The organism is Brevibacterium metallidurans, from assembly GCF_037101285.1.
In the GTDB taxonomy this organism is placed as follows: domain Bacteria; phylum Actinomycetota; class Actinomycetes; order Actinomycetales; family Brevibacteriaceae; genus Brevibacterium; species Brevibacterium metallidurans.
Genome location: NZ_BAAAAF010000005.1, coordinates 212,177 through 229,653 on the forward strand (window position 1 = coordinate 212,177; position 17,477 = coordinate 229,653).

Sequence of the window (17,477 nt, forward strand, 5' to 3'; positions counted from 1 at the left end):
CGGGTCGGCACAGGCCGCCTGGCACTTGAACTCAGCGAGGGCTTCGAGTGAGTTCGCGCAGTGTCATATCGGAGCGTTCCTGCCGCTGCGCGCGGTACGCACGGGCGCGAGCTTTCGTGAGGAGAACGACGCTCACAGGGCCGATGGCCAGCATCTTGAGAGCGTTCCAGATGCAGAGCAGGACTACGAGGTGGAGCCACCCCGGGCCGCCACTCTCGATGAGCGTGGTGCACCAGAAGGCGACGGCCAGGTAGGGGCCGGCAAGAAGCATCGCTGGCACGCCCCACTTCAGTCCCTTCCGGGTGCGGATCAGGTCGAGCAGGACATTGCTCGGCATGTAGCGGCGCAGGAAGTAGCGAACCTCGGCGCTGGCTGTCCACAGTAGGCGGATCATGATGGGCTCCTCTCAACACGCGAGTCATTGTCGAGACGGTGCGTGGAGAGTGACCCGAAGGTCTGCCGCGAGCGGCCCAAAGGTAAGGAGAAATCCGCCTCGCCTTCCAGGGTACGCCGAGGTGTCGACATTTGGAAGGCTCCGAAGGGGCCCGGGCGCGACCCGCATGTGGGAAGCCTTCAGCCCCTGCGGCGTGCTGAGAGGTGGCGGCTTCGTTGAGCGCCGGGAGCGCGCGGAGGGCGCTGTCACGACTCCGACCCTGCGGTAGTGGAGCCCCGGTAGGCCCTCGCCTCAGACGGTCAGAAGGGTGTCGGCTAGCGACTCGGACACTACGTCGATAGCGCCGGTCACGACAGCGAGGCGCTTCAGATTCGTCCAAAGCTGATGGCGAGTTTCCTGGTTCGAAGCCCGCCACAGGGTAGCAAGGCGTTTCTCCAATGCGGTCGTCTCACCGGGTGTCCGCGCACGTACCTGCCGTGCCGGGAAGTCGGTCTCGGGCAGCACTCGGTCACGAGGCATAGCCGTTAGCAGAGCGTCACTCATCGCGCTGTTCACCGAGAAGTAGGTCCCAAGTCTCATTGCCTCAGTCAACTCGCTAGACGTACCAAGAAACCAGTGGAGAATGACGCCGGGATGGGCGCGTTGCTTCACCAGGTCGAGGACTTCGCGTGTGCGCCCGGTGGAGTGGATGGAGATCATGACTGGCTTGCCGTCGCAGGCGTCGAGGACGTCACTGAGTATTTGCTCTTGCTCGTCGCGAGCGCCGCGACGGTCCAGACCGACCTCTCCCACAAGCGCAAACCGAGGAAGGAGCTGACGAAACACTTCTGGGTTGTACTCCGCACGCGCAGTCGCGACCGCTGGGTGGACGCCGATACCCCAGGTAAGACCGCGGTCGTCGCGGTTCATGACAAGTCGTGCCTCGGAGAGACTGCGGGTAACCGCAAAGACGTGAGAGTGACCGAGAGTGGCGAGTTGGCTGTGAGTCACGTCTGGTGCGACGTGGGCATGGCAGTCCAGAGTCGGGAGTCGGTCTTGGCGATTGCTCATGGGAGCTCCAACATCGCGAGCTCATCCAGTCCCCGCTGAACAAGGCCCTCAACGCGATCGAGATCGTAGTCGGGTGGCCAGGTTCCGGAGTCGATTGCGTCCGCGTCCGCTCCAGCCTCGATTGCATATCGGACGGCCTCGATATCGCCCCGTCGGGCGTCAATGAGTTCGGCGAGGTGGGTTCCGGATATCGCGTGACAGAGGTACTGAGTCTTGTCCGGAACCTCGGCCTTGATGAACGTTGCGCGGCGCACCATGCAAGGCACGCAGAGACCGCAGTTGAGATTGGGCGATCCTCCGAACCAGTTGCCGCCGAGCTTGCTACACGAGAGCGTGGCGGCTGCAGTCTCCTGCCAGCCGGACGGTGGGCGGAGGCCACGGATGCTCTGCATCATTTCGCCCTTCGTCATCCATTCGAACGGGTTCGTGACGGTGACGTCGATGTTCAGTGCGGTCAGAATCTCTGCGACGCGCCTGAACGTCTCGGGATGGGTGGAGCGGGTTGACAAGGCGCCGCCTCGATTGGGTCTCAGTGGCAGATTGATTCCTGTGTAGCCGTTCTCGGGGATAATCAAGCTCCGTGAACCAAGGCTGCTCGCGACAGCGACGCCCAGGCTCAGAAACATGAAGGCCCTGCTGCGACTGCTCGGCTCACGGCGCCTGATTGCTTGTGCGAGTTGGACTCGCGTGTAGGACGGTGCAGGAGCGAAAGACTGGCCCAGCCAGGTTCCGACAGTGGACTGCGCACCGCGGATCGACGTGGCGCTGTCCTTGTGCCCAACGAAGATCGTCTCGGCGCCCGACATCAGCAGTTGGATCGCACCGAGGAACGAGTCCAGCCCGCCGCTCAAGAGCGCAACCGAGCCGTTCTCGCCGACCTTCAGGGTCTCCTCGAAGTCGACCTCGGCTCCTCCGGCCACGGTTAGGTTCCAGGTGTCGCCGGTAAGCCAGCCTAGAAGCTCCGAGGTCGTGTCGAGGAGCTCCTCGGTCCACAGTTCTGGGGCCACGACCGTAACGTGGAGCGCGATGTCTCGGCTGAAGCGGGCTCCGCGCCTGGTGCTGCGATCGGCCATGTATGCGCCGGCGGCGATGTGGACAAGGTCCGCCACTGCGGGGGCAACGTCTTGCAGAGGTGCGAGGTTCCAAGCGAGGTCTGACACGACGGACTTCGTGTGGCCGGGCGCGGTTGGCCACTTGAGGGTGTCGTATCCCTGGAGCCGTGACTTCTTGTCGCCTTGAGCCCTAACGACATAGGCCCCGGATGCTGTCACGATCGCTCGCCTTTCAGGAGTCGCAGCACGTCGGCGCTCATCTGGCGTGCGACTTGGTGGAAGTCTCGCGTCGTGACGGTGCCGTAGCTGCCGAGGTCGAGCTTGTTGACCTTGGCTTTGACCCACTGTCGAAGTCCTGTTTCGCGCTGGTGCGCCTGCTTTGCCGTAACGGAGTTAGCGAGTATCTGGTCTCGTAGTTCTATCAAACCGAGTCGGACGGTCAGTTCACCTATGAAGTTGCGGATCGCCTCTAGCCCTGAGAGATTGCTGGACTCGGGGCCGCTTGCGAGCAGGACTTTGATCTGTTCCAGAGACGCCTGGCGCATCGCTTGCTCATCTGGGTGCCCGGCCTGCCCGATCGCGACATCGAGAATCCGCGCGCACCGCATTCGCGGTGACAGCGCGTCCAACTCCTCCAACGTCAGTCCGTAGCCAGCGAGCGTTGCGGAGTCGCGATCTCGGTACGCCGTTGCGGCACCGATCGCGCTGCCGCCCCGAGCTGCCTGTGCCGTGACCCGGCGCCCACCACCCGATGAGCCGCCACCTCCTGAAGCACCCCCGCCGCCTGACGAGCCCCCGCCGCCTCCTCGGCCACCACCGCGACGCGGCAGGGTATCCGACAGTGCGAACGACGGGACAGAGGGACGGCGCGCATCGGGGTCCTCGCCAATCAGAGCTCCAGCGATTGCAGAGAGGAGTGCGTCGTAATCCGGGTCGCCATCGATTCCCGGGGCGTCATTACTCGGTGCATCAGTGGACTGGCCCCCCAATGAGGTCCATTCGTCACGTACCTGATCCCAAGCGGCGGCGCCACTCCCGCCAAACGCTCCGTTAGTGCCCATTGGTGCTCTCTATCTCCATCTTGGCCGCTTGTGCCACCATGTCGTCTATGCCGTCTTCGGTGGCAAGTCGTTGGAGGATCGGCTGGTACTGAGCTTTCAGTGTGGCGCCGTTCATGTTGACTACCGTTCCCGTGGTCAGCCGACGGAGTAGTTCGCCGGCGGCCTCGATGACGAGTTCGACGAGGCTGGGTGTCTTGTCGGCCCACTGGATTGTCATCTCGAACAAGACGTCGAGGTCGTCGAGTCGTCGGCCTTGCCTGAGGCTCAGCTCCATCGCTGCTCGCTGTTCGGCTTCACCGAGCGCAGTCAGCTCGACGAGTGCTGCTTCGCGAGCTGCGGTACCCGTGCCAAGGAGGTCCGTGACGAGACGGATCACTGTGTCACTTGTGTCCTCGCCAGCGCGGACGTTTAGGAGCGATGCGGCGAGGTCCAGGTAGAGGCTTAGGTCAAGCTCCGCGAGCGATGGTTCGCTCGCCGCCCAGTGGTGGGTGTCTTCGCCGATTTTGTCTGGGCGGGTCACACCGTCTTCACCGTGCGCCCACCCTTCCCATGCGGTAAGTAGCGCAGTCCTCTCAGGTCTCGGAGTTGCGGCCAACGTCTCGAAGGAGGATCGGTGGAGGTCCTCCAGTAGCAACATCTTCATGAGAACTGCGGGAGCGATGGAGACCTTCCGGGAGTGAGCCACCATCGACCGCACCCCGAAGGCGTTGAGGAAGCGCTTGATTTGACGAGGGTTGGCCAATCGGTCGGCGGACAGCCCTTCGGCCAACTGGGCAGCCAAGCTCAGGCTCTCCTCGCTCGGCTTCGGGCTTAGCTTGCCAAGGTCTCCCAGCAGCGGCGATAGACCCAGTTGACGGCGACTGGAACAGTGGTTTGCGAGTGCTTCGATCTCGTCTGGGGTTGCTCCCTCGGTTTGAGTGAGCAGCAGGCCGATGTATGCCTCGGCGTCGGCTGTTGCCAACCTCGGTAGGGTCACTGGAAGTTGAACGATCTTCTCTAGATAGCGGGTGGCTAAAGCCCCGCTGCGGTTGGTCTCGCCGAGGCTGACCGCGATGGAGTCCCGGACCATCTCTTGGTCGGCAGCCACGACGAACACCATCTTGGGCACAGCGAGGAACAGCTTGATTCCTTCGAGTGTTGCCATGACGGCAGGAGGCAGGCAACGGTCCAGATCGTCAACCATCACGACTACTCGATCAACGTCTGGTAGCCCGCCTATGAGCTTGCCGAAGGAGTCCTTGAATCCGCTCATGGACTTGTCATCCGAGCGTGCCTTCGGGGTGAACGCGTCAATCAACTCGTCCGGTTTCCACTGCATGGTGAGGGCGCCCTTGCCAAGGGCGAGCCCAACGCGGGTCCAGCTGATGCGCTTCAGGAGGTCCGCGACGCGATCCTTCACGGTGCTATCCGCTTGGAATGCGGCCCCAAGTTGGTCGAGCACTTCGGCAATCAGTGAGCCGCGTACGTCATCGTGGTTGTCGTACTGCCAAGGGTCCGTTCGTATGACGACGTACCGCCCCGCGGCTTCCAAGCGACTCTCTAGAAGATTGAGCACCGTGGACTTGCCGCCGCCCCAGGGGCTGTGAACGCCGATCGCGAGCGGATCGACGTTGGCCGTACCGATCGCCTTCACGATTGGGTCGACGACAGCGTCAAATCCGAGGAAGTCATCGAGGCTAGGGTTGTCGTCCCAGAGCCGCAGTATCGCGGAGTCAGTCATGGCGTTGGCTCCTCGCTGGTCAGCCGCTTCACGGCGTCGAGTTGACGATGGACATAGGAGAAGAGGGAGAAGGCGTCGTAGAAGTCAGCGAGCTCTTCGTCAATCAGGATTCTGTTGGAGTGCGCTCGCGGGTTTCGAAAGTGCCCGTGGATGCCTACCAGCAGGTTCTTAAATCCTCGGTGCGCACTGATCTCGGATTCCGATCCGTGACCATTGATCGACCAGATGGGTCGTTCGCGATTGGTGCCGAACACCCCGTCGTAGAGCGTTGCGCCGTCGCCGGCGAGCCCTGTTATCGCCCGGACCCTGGCCGGGATGCTCTTCGACGCCTCAGACATCGCGTGGAACAGCGAGCGATTGACAAGTTCCTCATCGCAATAGCGGAGCAGTTCGGAGTGACAGCCGCGACGCTTCAGCTCGGTCTGAAGACGCCCCGCGAGCGCTGCCCCTTCCTCGATTGTGGATGCCTTCTTCCCCGTCACGAGCTTGCCGGTCTCGTTGATCGAATAGCCATAGAACACGAGGAACTCATTGAGCCGATCGCGCAGATCGTTGAACCGGTTCGGCTGAGTCACGTACCTGCCTGGACTCATGGCCCTGGCGATGAAGGCACCGACAACGTTGCCTGCCTGCTGTCGGGCCTGAACATTGTGCAGAGTGACGTACAGACTCTCGCGCTTGTTCGCGCCAGTCTCCCGCTGATCGACTCGAACCATGCGAAGAAGGGAGTCGATCTCTGAACCTGTGAGGCCAGGAAAGTCCGTCTGCGCGAGCACATCACACACGCCCTTGACCATCTCCGTGGGGAACGGCGGTATCTTCTTGGGTCTCTGAGTGGTGGTCGTCACCGAGCGTCCCTGTTCTCAGGCGACCGACCAGAGTGCTGCGCCTAGTGAGTAGTTGTCATGACGCCTCAATGGTCCCACGCTCCTCCAGGTCGGCGGAGGCGACGCACCGACACCGAGCAAGCTCGTCGACCTTCGACGGTCGGGTCTCGATGGCGAGGTCAGAGACTCCTAGGTGCATCGCGCTGCACTGAAGTGGCGGATGCGATCATGCTCTCCACGCCCCCAACTTGTCTGCGCATTCCTTCGTAGGCGGATCGCGCTCGCGCGGCGTCGATCTTCTGGGCGGCCGACTCGGGCGGAGCACCGAGAGGTGCGTCGTCGGTGATGCGGTAGCGGTCTCGGTAGGCGGCGACCGCGCGGGCGGCCTTGCGCCAGGTGGCGGCTCGTCGCCGGTCGTTCGGCTGCGCTCCAAGAGCGTCCGTCCACGGCGCGTTCTCGGCGAGCGCAGCTTCGAGCGCGGCATCGGCGCGCGCCTCGATCAGCTCCTCTCGCTCGTCGAGCGCCGCGTACATCTCGGGGTCGATGACTCCGTGCGCCTGTGGGATGAGGCCGGCGATGAGTCGCGGTGGCTTGCGAGTCCTGCCCGAGCCTGCAGGCCGGGCGGTCGCCCGTTCGACCCGGTAGTGGAGTACGGCGGCGATGTCGTCGGCGTCGTCGAACCCGCGCGCTGCGACGAGGCGTGGCAGCAGTACGTCGACGTTGTGATGGTTGGCCTCGGCGCGTCGGAGTTCGGCCGTGAGCGGGCCGAACGCTTCGGACTCGATGGCGTTCTCGGCCTGTTCGTCGGTGAGTCCGGAGCCGCGGATGAGGGTTGCCCAGCGGTCGTGTTGGGCTGCGGCGGCGATGGTCTCGTACTCGGCGGCGAGCTGGGCGATCGAGCCCCACTGTTCCTGTTCGGCCACGATGGTCTCGTGCGCCGAGAGTTCGGCTCCGCTGTGCCGTAGAACGCCGTAGAGCACGCTTCGCGCGGTGGCATGCGGGTCGTCACCAGGGTGCGGCTGGGCATGGTCGTCTGCGCGGTCGAGAGTCACGTAAGCGTGGTTCGAGCGCCGTCCTCGGGTCATCGCGACGTAGAAGGTCTCTCTCGTCGAGGTCGGTTCGACCAACACGTGTGCGGTGTCGGTCGTGACGCCTTGCGCTCGGTAGGCGGTGACTGCGTAGCCGAGATCGACATGCTCGGCCACGTACGAGGCTGGGAGGACGATGCTGCCGCCGAACCTGCTCCTTCGCTTCCGAGCCCTGCTGGTGCCGTCGTCGCGAACAACGGTGCCGGTTCCGTAGTCGCGTGCGATGGTGATGGTCCCGTCGTCGCCGACGGCGGTGATGGTCCAGATGTCGCCGTTGCGCACCCAGTCCCGCCCGGCCAGGGTGCGCAGTTCGCGCTTGTTCTGTCGCGTGATGATGGTGTCGCCGACGCCTGCGGCGGTGCCGTCGCGCAGCTCGACTTCGCGGTCGGGGTTCAGCGTCTTGTTGAGGATCAGGTCGGCGCGGGCGCGACGGTTCAGCGTGGTCACGTCTTCGTGGGTTTCGGCGATCAGCACCGAGACGAGTCCGGCGTCGCGGTCGGCGCGCCAGGCGTTGTAGGCGGCGTCGGTCATGGCCTCGGAGTCGCCGTCGGTGATGCGCTCGTGGGCGAGGTAGGTGTCGATAGCCGCCGTGCGTCCGTGACGTAGCTCGAGTGAGGCGGTCTTCTCCCAGGTATGGGTGAAGCGGTGGACGTCGACCAGTTCGGGGGTGTCGGCCCGGTCTCTGGCGATCATTGCGAAAGCGCCGCCGGCGTCCACGGATTGCAGTTGGGCGTAGTCGCCGACCAGCAGCACCTTCGCGCCCGCTTCCTGGGCGAGGTGGGTGATGCGGTCCAGTGACAGGGTGCCGGCGAGGGAGGCTTCGTCGATGACGACGAGCTGACCCGCCTCGAAGGTGGTGCCGTGGAGGAGGTGGTTCTGCCACCACTTCGCCGTGTTCTCAGTCTCGATCCCGAGATCGTCGGCGAGGACCTGGGCGGCAACCGCTGACGGGGCCAGGCCGACGACCGAGCCGGGGCCGTGCTCGGCTTCCCAAGCGCGACGGAGCGCATTCATGGCGGTGGTCTTGCCCGCCCCGGCGGGACCGACAAGCACGTCGAGCACCCGTCCCGACACCGCGATGCGGGCCAAGGCGTCGGCTTGGTCGTCGCCGAGCATCAGGCCGTCCGCGTCGGGTCTGGCGGTGATCTTCTCGACCGTGGCAAGCGGCACCGTCGGCCCGGCCAGGTTGGCAGCTCGTTCGAGGAGTCTGTCCTCGGCAGCAAGCTGGGACTCGGAGGTGAACACGGTAGAGCTCTTCGGACGGAACACTGAGGTGCCGTCAGGCCGACGGAACACGACCGGCGAGGCCGCGAGTTCGGGCGGGGTCAACCGAAGCGAGACGAGCTCGGCGGCGTCGGTGACCATCGCGACGATGGCTTCCCGATCCTGCATGGTGGCGAATCGCCAACCCATTGTCTGCCGGGATGCCTCGGCCATGAGATTCCACCGTCGCCAGGTCGAGCGCTTCTCGCCGACCACCTCGACGACTGAACGCCCAATCTCGCCGATCACGTCGAGCGGCACGTCGTCGGCGCGCAGCAGGAGCGGTTTGTCGTTGTCGGTCATCTCGCGTGCCCACGTCGTCGCGTCCCGATCGAGGGTCTTGGACGCGCGATCCCGCCACTCAGCGGTCAGGTCAGCCAAGGATCGGACCTGCTTCTCAGGCCTCGTAGCCAGCGTGGCCTGGGCTCGCAGTTTGAGGATCGTCGCGTTCGATGGTTGGTGTCCGTGCTGGGCAACGTACTCGGCGATGAGCCGGTTCTTCTCGGCGTCGATGTGGCGAGCGCGGGTGGAGAACTCCGCGACCAGTTCCTCCGGCACGCCGGTGATAGCCCACGCTGGGTTCCGGTCCCGCCCCATCTCGCGGGCCTCCCACGAGACGCCGAAGGTGCGCGTCATGTGGTCGGCGAACGCAGCTTCGTGCAGTTCGGAGAGCGCGACGACGGCGGCGTGCATCGGTCTGCCGTCGAGCGATCGCCATTTCCCATCGAGGACGGTCTTGGCCTTGTTGCTGATGACGACGTGCGTGTGGAGGTGGGGGTCGCCGGCGCGGGAGTCGAAGTGATCGAAGGCGGTTGCGATGAGCCCGGTGACATCGACCTGTGCAACCGCGCCGTCACCGGCGGTTGCACCCGTGCGTGTGGCTGCAACCTCGCGCTCCATGAACGCAACCACCTCCGCAACCGCTCGATGATGCGCCTCCGCGATCAGCGCTTGGACCCCGGCGTCGGCAACCGCCCACAACACGCTCGCGGACTTCGGGATCGAGAAGGTGAAGTCGAAACCCGCCACCGCACGGCGTGTGCTGCGGGCAGTCTCCTCGGCAACGATCTGCGCGACAGCCTCACCCTTGGCCCCAGGTGTCATCGTCGACTCAAGGCCTGCGATCCGTGCCTCGATCCGCTCGTTCTGGCTCTTGTACGTCGCGAAGCCCAAGCCGAGTTTGTCGCCGGTGATTGGATCACAGCCCGTGCCCATCAGGAGCTGGAGCTGGTCTCCTGATACTCGGTCGCCCACCTGAATCTCGCCCTTGCCGAGGGCCGCTACACCCGCGCCAAGCCAGCGACCAGGCGGGGTGCCCTCCTCCATGTAGTAACGAGTGAGCGGCGTCGAGAGCGGCCGGTTGCCGTCGGCGGCCACGACCGTCTTGAGCAGGTACTTGTAGCCATCACCCGCCGACATCACGCGCATCGAAACCGTCATGCTCACCTCCGCTTCTGCCGGGCAGGTGAGCATCCGCACCCGGTGACTTCTACGGCGGTAATGCCCGGATCAACCTCGACCTGCAAGACGCGTGTGACCTCCGAGTGCGGTTGGAGCGAAGGCCGGAGGTAGAGGACCTCGGGCGGCAGGCGCGTGTGGGTGTCGTGCACCTGACAGGTGACCAGCTCGACATCAGCTTCGTGACGAGGCGATGCCGGGAACGACCGTCACCGGAGCGCACTTCATGCACGACCTCGACGCCAGCGGCGACTCAGAACTCAGGATCGGGTCGCTGTTCAGCGGCTACGGCGGCCTCGATCTCGCCGTCGAGCACGTCTTCAACGCCAAGACCGTGTGGTTCTCAGAACTCAACGAGCCCGTCGCCCGCGTCTTCTCCCACCACTGGCCCGGCGCGCCGAACCTCGGCGACATCACGACCATCGACTGGAGCCGGGTCGAGCCCGTGGACATCCTCATCGGCGGGTTCCCCTGCCAAGACGTGTCCACCGTCGGCAAGCGCGCCGGCCTCGCGCCAGGAACACGCTCGGGGCTCTGGGCACACATGGCCGTGGCCATCGACGCGCTCCAGCCCGAATGGGTCGTCATCGAGAACGTCCGCGGGCTGCTGTCCTCACCCGCGATACGGCCACCCTCAGAAGGAGACGACCATGACCGACGCAACCCGGACGATGCAACCCCCGACGGCGCAACCCTTCGCGGCATGGAACCCGACCCGTGGCATCTGGGAGACAACGCAGCTCGACATCTACGGGCTCTCGGCGCCGTTCTCGGCGATCTGGCCGACCTGCGGCTGGATGCACGATGGATCGGCCTACCGGCTTCCCTTGTCGGAGCTCCTCACCAACGCTTCCGCATCTTCGCCCTCGCCCGGCGCACTGTTCCGCACCCCGCTGGCTGGCGACGGACTCATCGCGCGGCGGAGAGACTCTCGACCAGGTGCGAGCGAGACGAGGGACGATCGCGCTGTCGCACCAGATCATCGACTTCGCGCTCCACGGACCGGCTGGCTCACCGAGCAGGAGAGCCGAGTCGGAGACGCTGTGGTCCCTGATCGACGGACTGTTCAGCGCTGGGGACGCTACGCCGACGCCATCGCCCGGTGGGAACACATCACCGGACGCCCCGCGCCAGCGCCAGCCCTCCTGACCGACGCGGACGGCCCCCGCCCAGCACCCGCGTTCGTGGAGTGGCTCATGAGTCTGCCGACTGGATGGGTCACCGATACTGACCAGCTGACGCAGAATCAACAGATCACCGCGCTCGGCAACGGAGTGCTTCCGCTGCACGCTGTCGCTGCTCTGCGGACGCTGAAACTCTCGGGACGGTCGGGCGATCTCTAGTCGTCGTGCGATGCGGCGGGCAGCAGCGCGGATAGTTCGGGGGTGCCGTAGGTGAGGAAGACCAGGTCAGCGTCGTCGCTCTCATCCCATGTAGCACGGTCGAACGTCACCGGCAGCGGGGCGAGCGGCGACGGGTCGAAGTATTCCTCGATGTCGTGCACGCCATCGTCTTTTCGGAAGGACAGAGCTGAGAGTGCTTCCGCCGGAGGCTTGAGCCAATACACCCGAGGACGGGAAGGGTCGGGCTCGAAGGCATCACTGGTTAGGCCGTTCGCGGTGAGTACACGTTCCAGGTCTCGCAGAGATGTACCGCCCTCCAGCGTTGGCGGCTGCTTGATCCGACCGTCACCGCCGGGTTCGCCCATGTCGTCGTTGCCGACAGGCTCACTCTTGATGTCCTCGACCTGCTGGCGAATCTGTCCGACTTCGGAGTCAATCTCGGTGGTCGTTGCGTGGCCAGTCAGTGCCAGACGCTCGATAGCCTTCTCAATATTGGCGAGCACTGGGGCTGCGTCGCCCACGATGTCGGTGAAGTCGCCATAGTCCTCGGCGATGCCCTTGTACACCTGCTCCTCAACGGTGTCAGCGTAGAAATAGTTGCTGATGCGGATGTCCTTGTACGACGCGCCGATGCGATCGACGCGCCCGATTCGCTGCTCGACACGCATGAGGTTCCAGGGCATGTCGTAGTTGATGAGTCGCCCGGACGTTTGCAGGTTCAGACCTTCACTCATGGAGTCTGTACCGATGAGGACTTCAAGCTCGCCACTGCGGAACCTGGTCTTGATCTCCGACTTCGTAACCTCGGTCCAGCTTCCAGACTCGACGTTGTAGACCTCCCCACCTCGGCCCGAGTAGCAGCCGAGGCGGCGGTACCCCGCTGTGAGAAGCCGCTCGCGGACGTAGTCCATCGTGTCGGCGTACTGGGTGAAGACGACGACAGAGGAGTACGTGTTCAGAGCCTCGGTCACGTCGGCAACAAGTTTGCTCGCTTTGCTGTCTTCGCCCGTGATGCTATCGAGGTCTTGGAGGAACGACTTGAGCTCTGCGATTTCGTCACGGAGGCGGTCGGCTCTCGTGTCGAAGGCCTCTGGCTCGAACAGCGAACCTTCGACATCTACGTTGTCGTCGTCGGTGAGCAGCTCGGCGAGGTTCTTGCCGTTCTCCAACACACTCAGGCGACGGCGAAGAGACCGTTTGATCGCTTCGAACGAGGAGGTCAGTCGGCGGCGATAGACGGTCATGATGAACCCGAGTGCCTGATTTCCAGCCTCGGCCATGTAAGCGTTGTAGTGGCGGCGGATGTACCCCTCGATCCGCTCGTACAGGCGTCGCTCGTTCGGTTGTAGCGGGATGAACTCGTCCTTGACGTGGCGATACGGGATCACCACGTCGTCAGGGATGATCCCGGCTGCCTGGTAGTCGCGCATGGTCTTTCGGGTGTTGCGGAAGACACGATCCCGCATCGGAGTGTGGCGACGGAGCCACTTGTCCATCCACTCGGAGGTCTCGTTGGGGAACTTGGCCTTCAGGTCCGCACTCGGCGGGTTCCCGGCTAGAGCCGTGACCACGTACGCGCCCGTCCAGCCGAGTGCGTCGTCGATCTCCTGTTCGAGGTCAGCGTCCCGCTCGGCCTGTGGGTCGGCGAAGTAGTCCTCCAGCATTGCGCACAACAGGTCCCAGTGCCGGTGCATCGGGTCGATTGCCAGCAGCTTGAAGTACCGAATGAAGTCCTCGGCGCTGACGCCCCACCGACCCTTGAGCCCGAGCAGGGAGATCAAGTCCCAGGCTTCATGTGGGTTCATCTGCATCGGTGTTGCCGTGGCGAGGTACAGCGCCCGCCACATCTCCTTGTCGCGCATCTCTTGAAGTAGCGCCAGCAATGAGTTCGGAGTGTCGGTCGGCTTGGAGCCGCGGCGACGGGCGTGATGCGCCTCGTCAACCAGGACAACATCCCACGGACCCGCGTCGAGTATCTGCCGCCGGCGGTCGCGACGCCGAGCAAGGTGCGACGAAGCGAGCACGATGGGAAACGCGGACCACGGATTCGCGTTCGGATCGACCGGGATCGGCGCATCGTAACGATCTACGAACACACCCTTGTCGAAGCGGGCAACATCGAGGTTCATCTTCTCGTGGAGTTCCTCTTGCCACTGCTTCATCACGGAGGCGGGGACAAGCAGCAGCGCCTTCTTCGCCCGGCCTGACGTGAAGAGTTCGCGGAGGACCATGCCCGCTTCCACGGTCTTGCCGAGACCAACCTCGTCCGCGAGCAGGTAGCCGCGCGGGTAGGTGCTCACGACACGGCTGATGAGCTCCGCTTGGTGCGGGAGAGGCCGCGCCCATGCCGATCCGACGCCCGTCCAGGGTGATTCGGTTGGTGCATCGCGCAGTGCGACGAGCTCGTCCCATGCTGCCTCGACATCGAACTCCTCGGTGTCGTCTTCGGACAAGGTCGGAGCATCCAAAGGCGGCAACACAACGCCGGGTGGAAGCGGCGGGGCCTCGGGAGCGTGCTCGATGAGGTGCTTCCGCACGGCCGACGGCAGGTCTATGACTGCCCAACCTGCATCAGCGTTGTCGGTCCAGTGCTTCTCGAAGTCGAGCACCTTGTGGACACCCAGGTAGTCCCAGATCGGCACATTCCAGGATGGGTAGGCGTCGAACGTCTCATGGTTCCTCGCCCAGGCCGTCACCGACGAGTTGTTCGATCCGTTGAAGGCGACTCGATTCCCGTACCGATCCGCGAATATGCCGTACTTGGTGTGGAAGTATCGTCCCGACTGTAGGTGCGTCAGCAGCTCACCGTCTTCTCCCCTCGGGACACCGACACGAATCTCAAGCCTGTCCGTGGCGACCATCCACGCAAGCACGCTCAGATGCTCGCTCTGCACGATCCGCGTCCCGGCAAGGTCCGGATCAGCGAGCAGCCTCGCCGCCACTACGTCGTCGAGCGGCTTGCCCTCGATGACGGCGTCCACGTCTCGCTGCGCGAGTTGCGCACCGACGATGAGGCGCATCTTCCCACCGTTCGCGAGGAAATGGGCGGTGCCCTGTGCCGCGTACTGAAGCTCGGACGCTGACCAGTAGCCCACGGCTCTGTCGTAGGTCACCGCCCGAGACAGCAACGGTAAATAGAACGTCTCGAACGGGTGGTCGTCCGGCGAGTAGGTTGCTCCCAGATCAACAAATTGGAACGAATCCGGCGACGAGATAGAGTCGCCCGAGAACAGCTCAGGACTCCCCGGTCCGCCATGTGGCGCCGGCAATCCAGGTGGTAGAGCGTCGCTGTCGTCCGGGGTCATGTCACTCCACGTCGAACAGCGTGTTCTCGTTGGGGTCTGCCAGAGCGGCCATCTCCTCTGCCTCCGGCAACACGACATCCTCGAAGTACAGGGTGCAGAGCGTGTCGATGAGCCCGGCCTCACGCACAACCCAGGCGCCCTTCACCTTGGTCCGCGGGATCGCATTCGCCAGACCTTGCAGCGTGGAAACGAATCCACTGTCGCTTGTGTATCCATGACGATCAAGGAAGCGCTTGGCGGCCTGTTGACCGTCTACCTCAGCAATGTAGAGCGCAGTGTCAACAGCGTCGATGATGTACTCGAAAGAGGATGCTTCGGGCGTTACCCCGGGAAGGCCCGAGTCAGCACCGCGGCGCAACCGTTCCTTCGGCGTTAGCAGTGTGACTTTCCCGGACGACTTCGACACGATCTTTGCACGCTCCAGGTCGTCCACATCTAGGCCCCCCACGGCAAGGGCAAGCAGTCTGGCCGTATCAAACGGGAACTCCCGCGCGCCGAACGTGTCCCACGCCAACAGGACGAAGTCAGTGAGGCCATCGACCTTCGCCGCCTTTCCAACAAGGCGGGATCGGCGAAGGTCTACGATCTCCTCACGAGCCAAGGCGAGAGCGTCTTCAGGACGGAGCAGTTGGTCGCGTCCATCTGCGTCCGGAGTGGACGAGTAGACAGGCCAGTTCTGCGAGATGACAGACAGCGTTGGTCCGTATGTTGAGAGCAGTAGGTCCACGCCGTCGATACCGTCATGCTGGAACCTCGTTGCTGCATCACGTGCTGCGAGACGAATATCCTGCTCGATGTCATCCAGGTACGTTCGGTGTTCTGTCTCCCGATCCTCCCGCTTGCGACACACGAGCATGATCGTCGATGCCGCCGAGTTCATGTTCGCTTGATGGAGTGAGGTCTCGGCCTCCGTGTTCACGGGCCACGAGGTCTCGATGGTGAAGCCGGCCTGCAGCAAGCCCATGCCGAGGGTGTCCCACGCCTCGGCTCGTTTGTGAGTGAACATCACCGAGAGGACTCCGTCGTCTGCCAACACTCGTCGGGACTCGGCGAAGATAGAAGTCATTTTCGACTCATAGTCAAGATCGGCGAGTTCGTTCTTGCGTCGTCCCATCGCCGCGAAACGAGCTGGGTTCGCCACCGCCTCGTTGTCCTTGTCGGTGAGTTCATCCCGGAAGTAGTCAGGAACGAGACGCCCCAGCGTGCGCTTCTCCCAGACGTAGAAAAAGTCGGCGAGTTCTGCATACATCACGTTGTTGTAGTAGGGCGGGTCCATGCAGATATGCGTCACCGAGCCGTCATCCAGTGGGAGGCTTGCCGCGCTACCTTGAGTAACCGTGACCTGACGCTCAAGTCGGTCGTTCATGCCGAGCTCTGCCGATCCGGTCTCGTCGAGCAGGCGGGCGATCCCACCGTAGGCATCTGTTAGTTGGTCGAGGCACCACGAGTAGAGGGCGGTTGCGCCTTCGAACTCGGCGAATGTCCACTTGAACGCGAAGTCATGCCTCTCGAAGACGCTTCGCATCACTTGCTTTGAGACGTGCCATGAGCCAAGTCTCGAATTGTAATTGAGGGCCTTGCCCTGCATCAGAGCCAACTCGAAAAGCACCTGGTCAGCAGCCTCGCCGAGAGCCTCGCGCACTTCGGGCACGAGGCGCGCGAACTCCTCACCAAACGTGCCATGTACGAGCGCTTGGCGAGGAGTGAAGAAATCTACCCAACGATCGAGACCGTAGTGTTTGGGGCGCAGATCGTTCCCTTCAGGAAACTCCTCGGTGGGCAGGATTCCGGCATCAAACCACTCGTCTTTCAGTGCGTCGAAAGTGCGATTCGCAGCTTGCAGTGCTTGAAGGTCTGCCTCATTCGGCGCCCGGAAGGTACGCTCACCAGATGGCTTTCGGACTGCCACGGCGTAGAGCAGTTGGCTCATATCGCCGCTCTGAGCGGCCGCCTTGATGTAATCACCATCGATAACCAGGTTGTCGTATGGAGAGACCGCCTTGCCTCGCGCCACTGTCCCGGTGCTGGCGTCGGCTTTGTCCACCTCGCGTCCCAGAATGACCTCGAAGCGTGGCTCCCTGAGTTCGATCCCCTCAACGGAGGTGACCATCCGGACCGCGGCCTCTTTCCCCGGTGCCTTGCGTAGCCACTTATCTGTCAGCAGTGGCACAAGCCGACCCGTGCGCGGGCAAGGGACAGCGTTCGCCCAGATGTAGGCGATGACGCTTTCCCCTTCGTTGAGCGGGAAGAACTCCTTGAGTCGCTTCTCCACTCGCTTGACGAGCACGTCGCCCCACTTCCTGATGTCAGGGAGCAGGTCGAGGCCGCGGGTTGCAGGTATCTCGACGCCTGCCTTCAGCACGCTGGCCGCGACTCCGTTGAGGTCGTTCGCGACGACAGGTAGCCCAAGTCGGCTCGCAGCCCAAGGAATTGATCCTCCACCGGCGGTCGGGTCAGCAATGGTCGGAAGCTCGCCCCAGGTGCGACGAAGAACGGTGTGGAGCAGGTCGATGTCTGAGCGCGACACTGCGTTTCGGAACGCCTGACGGTAGCCGTAACCGTTGCCCTGCAACTTCACGCCAGCAGCGTTGGCGGCATCGATCATGCGTCTTCCCTTGACGGGGTCACCCAGGATGCCGACGAGGCGAAGTAGCCATGCCCTGTAGGCCGATTCAGTGCGAACTTCCGGCGCGTCTGGGAACGATTCGGCCAACTCTTCGGTCCATGCCGGCATGACGCCCGCGAGTGCGACAGCAGCGGAGGCGACAAGTGGTCGACGGGCCCACCAGATGTGAAGGAACGAGAGCGGTGGTAGGGCTGAGGCCGCTCCGCGCTCTCGCCGTGACTCGATTCCGAGTTCTGCGACGGGTAGCCAGTCCTCGATGAGGACCCGTGGTCTTGAAGTGGTCACGTCGT

General features: G+C 63.7%; 10 protein-coding genes. 1 reads left to right on the forward strand and 9 read right to left on the reverse strand.

Annotation, left to right across the window (positions count from 1 at the left end):
• Positions 1-31: 31 nt before the first annotated feature.
• From AACX88_RS08955 to mobF, 7 genes are all read right to left on the reverse strand, one after another.
• Positions 32-394, reverse strand: coding sequence for a hypothetical protein (locus AACX88_RS08955; protein WP_064862412.1), 363 nt, complete (start codon positions 392-394; stop codon positions 32-34).
• 291 nt (positions 395-685) lie between these two features.
• Positions 686-1,444: a TatD family hydrolase gene (locus AACX88_RS17650; RefSeq protein WP_064862411.1), complete on the reverse strand. Its 759-nt coding sequence runs from the start codon at positions 1,442-1,444 to the stop codon at positions 686-688.
• Complete coding sequence (locus AACX88_RS08965; RefSeq protein ID WP_064862410.1) at positions 1,441-2,715, reverse strand: adenine nucleotide alpha hydrolase family protein; 1,275 nt, start codon at positions 2,713-2,715, stop codon at positions 1,441-1,443. The genes AACX88_RS17650 and AACX88_RS08965 overlap by 4 nt, the downstream gene beginning before the upstream one ends.
• Complete coding sequence (locus AACX88_RS08970; RefSeq protein WP_146048014.1) at positions 2,712-3,134, reverse strand: hypothetical protein; 423 nt, start codon at positions 3,132-3,134, stop codon at positions 2,712-2,714. The genes AACX88_RS08965 and AACX88_RS08970 overlap by 4 nt, the downstream gene beginning before the upstream one ends.
• 412 nt (positions 3,135-3,546) lie before the next feature.
• On the reverse strand, positions 3,547-5,277 hold the full coding sequence (locus AACX88_RS08975; RefSeq protein ID WP_339392678.1) for a KAP family P-loop NTPase fold protein: 1,731 nt from the start codon (positions 5,275-5,277) through the stop codon (positions 3,547-3,549).
• On the reverse strand, positions 5,274-6,125 hold the full coding sequence (locus AACX88_RS08980) for a TIGR02391 family protein (RefSeq protein WP_231895001.1): 852 nt from the start codon (positions 6,123-6,125) through the stop codon (positions 5,274-5,276). Before AACX88_RS08980 ends, AACX88_RS08975 begins: the two co-directional genes overlap by 4 nt.
• A gap of 158 nt (positions 6,126-6,283) precedes the next feature.
• Positions 6,284-9,895 carry a MobF family relaxase gene (mobF, locus tag AACX88_RS08985; RefSeq protein WP_339392693.1) on the reverse strand — a complete coding sequence of 1,204 codons (3,612 nt, stop codon included), beginning with the start codon at positions 9,893-9,895 and terminating at the stop codon, positions 6,284-6,286.
• A gap of 211 nt (positions 9,896-10,106) precedes the next feature.
• Between mobF and AACX88_RS08990 the strand changes: the two genes are divergently transcribed.
• A complete protein-coding gene (locus AACX88_RS08990; protein ID WP_339392679.1) occupies positions 10,107-10,967 on the forward strand; it encodes a DNA cytosine methyltransferase in 861 nt (286 codons plus the stop codon).
• A 285-nt stretch (positions 10,968-11,252) separates the two neighbouring features.
• Here the strand turns inward: AACX88_RS08990 and AACX88_RS08995 are convergent, their stop codons facing one another.
• Positions 11,253-14,561, reverse strand: a complete 3,309-nt coding sequence (locus tag AACX88_RS08995) for a DEAD/DEAH box helicase (RefSeq protein WP_339392680.1) — start codon at positions 14,559-14,561, stop codon at positions 11,253-11,255.
• 1 nt (position 14,562) lies between these two features.
• Complete coding sequence (locus AACX88_RS09000; protein ID WP_339392681.1) at positions 14,563-17,472, reverse strand: DUF1156 domain-containing protein; 2,910 nt, start codon at positions 17,470-17,472, stop codon at positions 14,563-14,565.
• Between the last annotated feature and the right edge of the window lie 5 nt (positions 17,473-17,477).

Excerpts from the sequence above, each read along its gene's own strand:
- AACX88_RS08995 (WP_339392680.1), bottom strand. The coding sequence starts at position 14,561 with ATGACCCCGGACGACAGCGACGCTCTACCACCTGGATTGCCGGCGCCA.
- mobF (WP_339392693.1), bottom strand. The coding sequence starts at position 9,895 with ATGACGGTTTCGATGCGCGTGATGTCGGCGGGTGATGGCTACAAGTAC.
- AACX88_RS08990 (WP_339392679.1), top strand. The coding sequence starts at position 10,107 with ATGCCGGGAACGACCGTCACCGGAGCGCACTTCATGCACGACCTCGAC.
- AACX88_RS08955 (WP_064862412.1), bottom strand. The coding sequence starts at position 394 with ATGATCCGCCTACTGTGGACAGCCAGCGCCGAGGTTCGCTACTTCCTG.
- AACX88_RS17650 (WP_064862411.1), bottom strand. The coding sequence starts at position 1,444 with ATGAGCAATCGCCAAGACCGACTCCCGACTCTGGACTGCCATGCCCAC.
- AACX88_RS08975 (WP_339392678.1), bottom strand. The coding sequence starts at position 5,277 with ATGACTGACTCCGCGATACTGCGGCTCTGGGACGACAACCCTAGCCTC.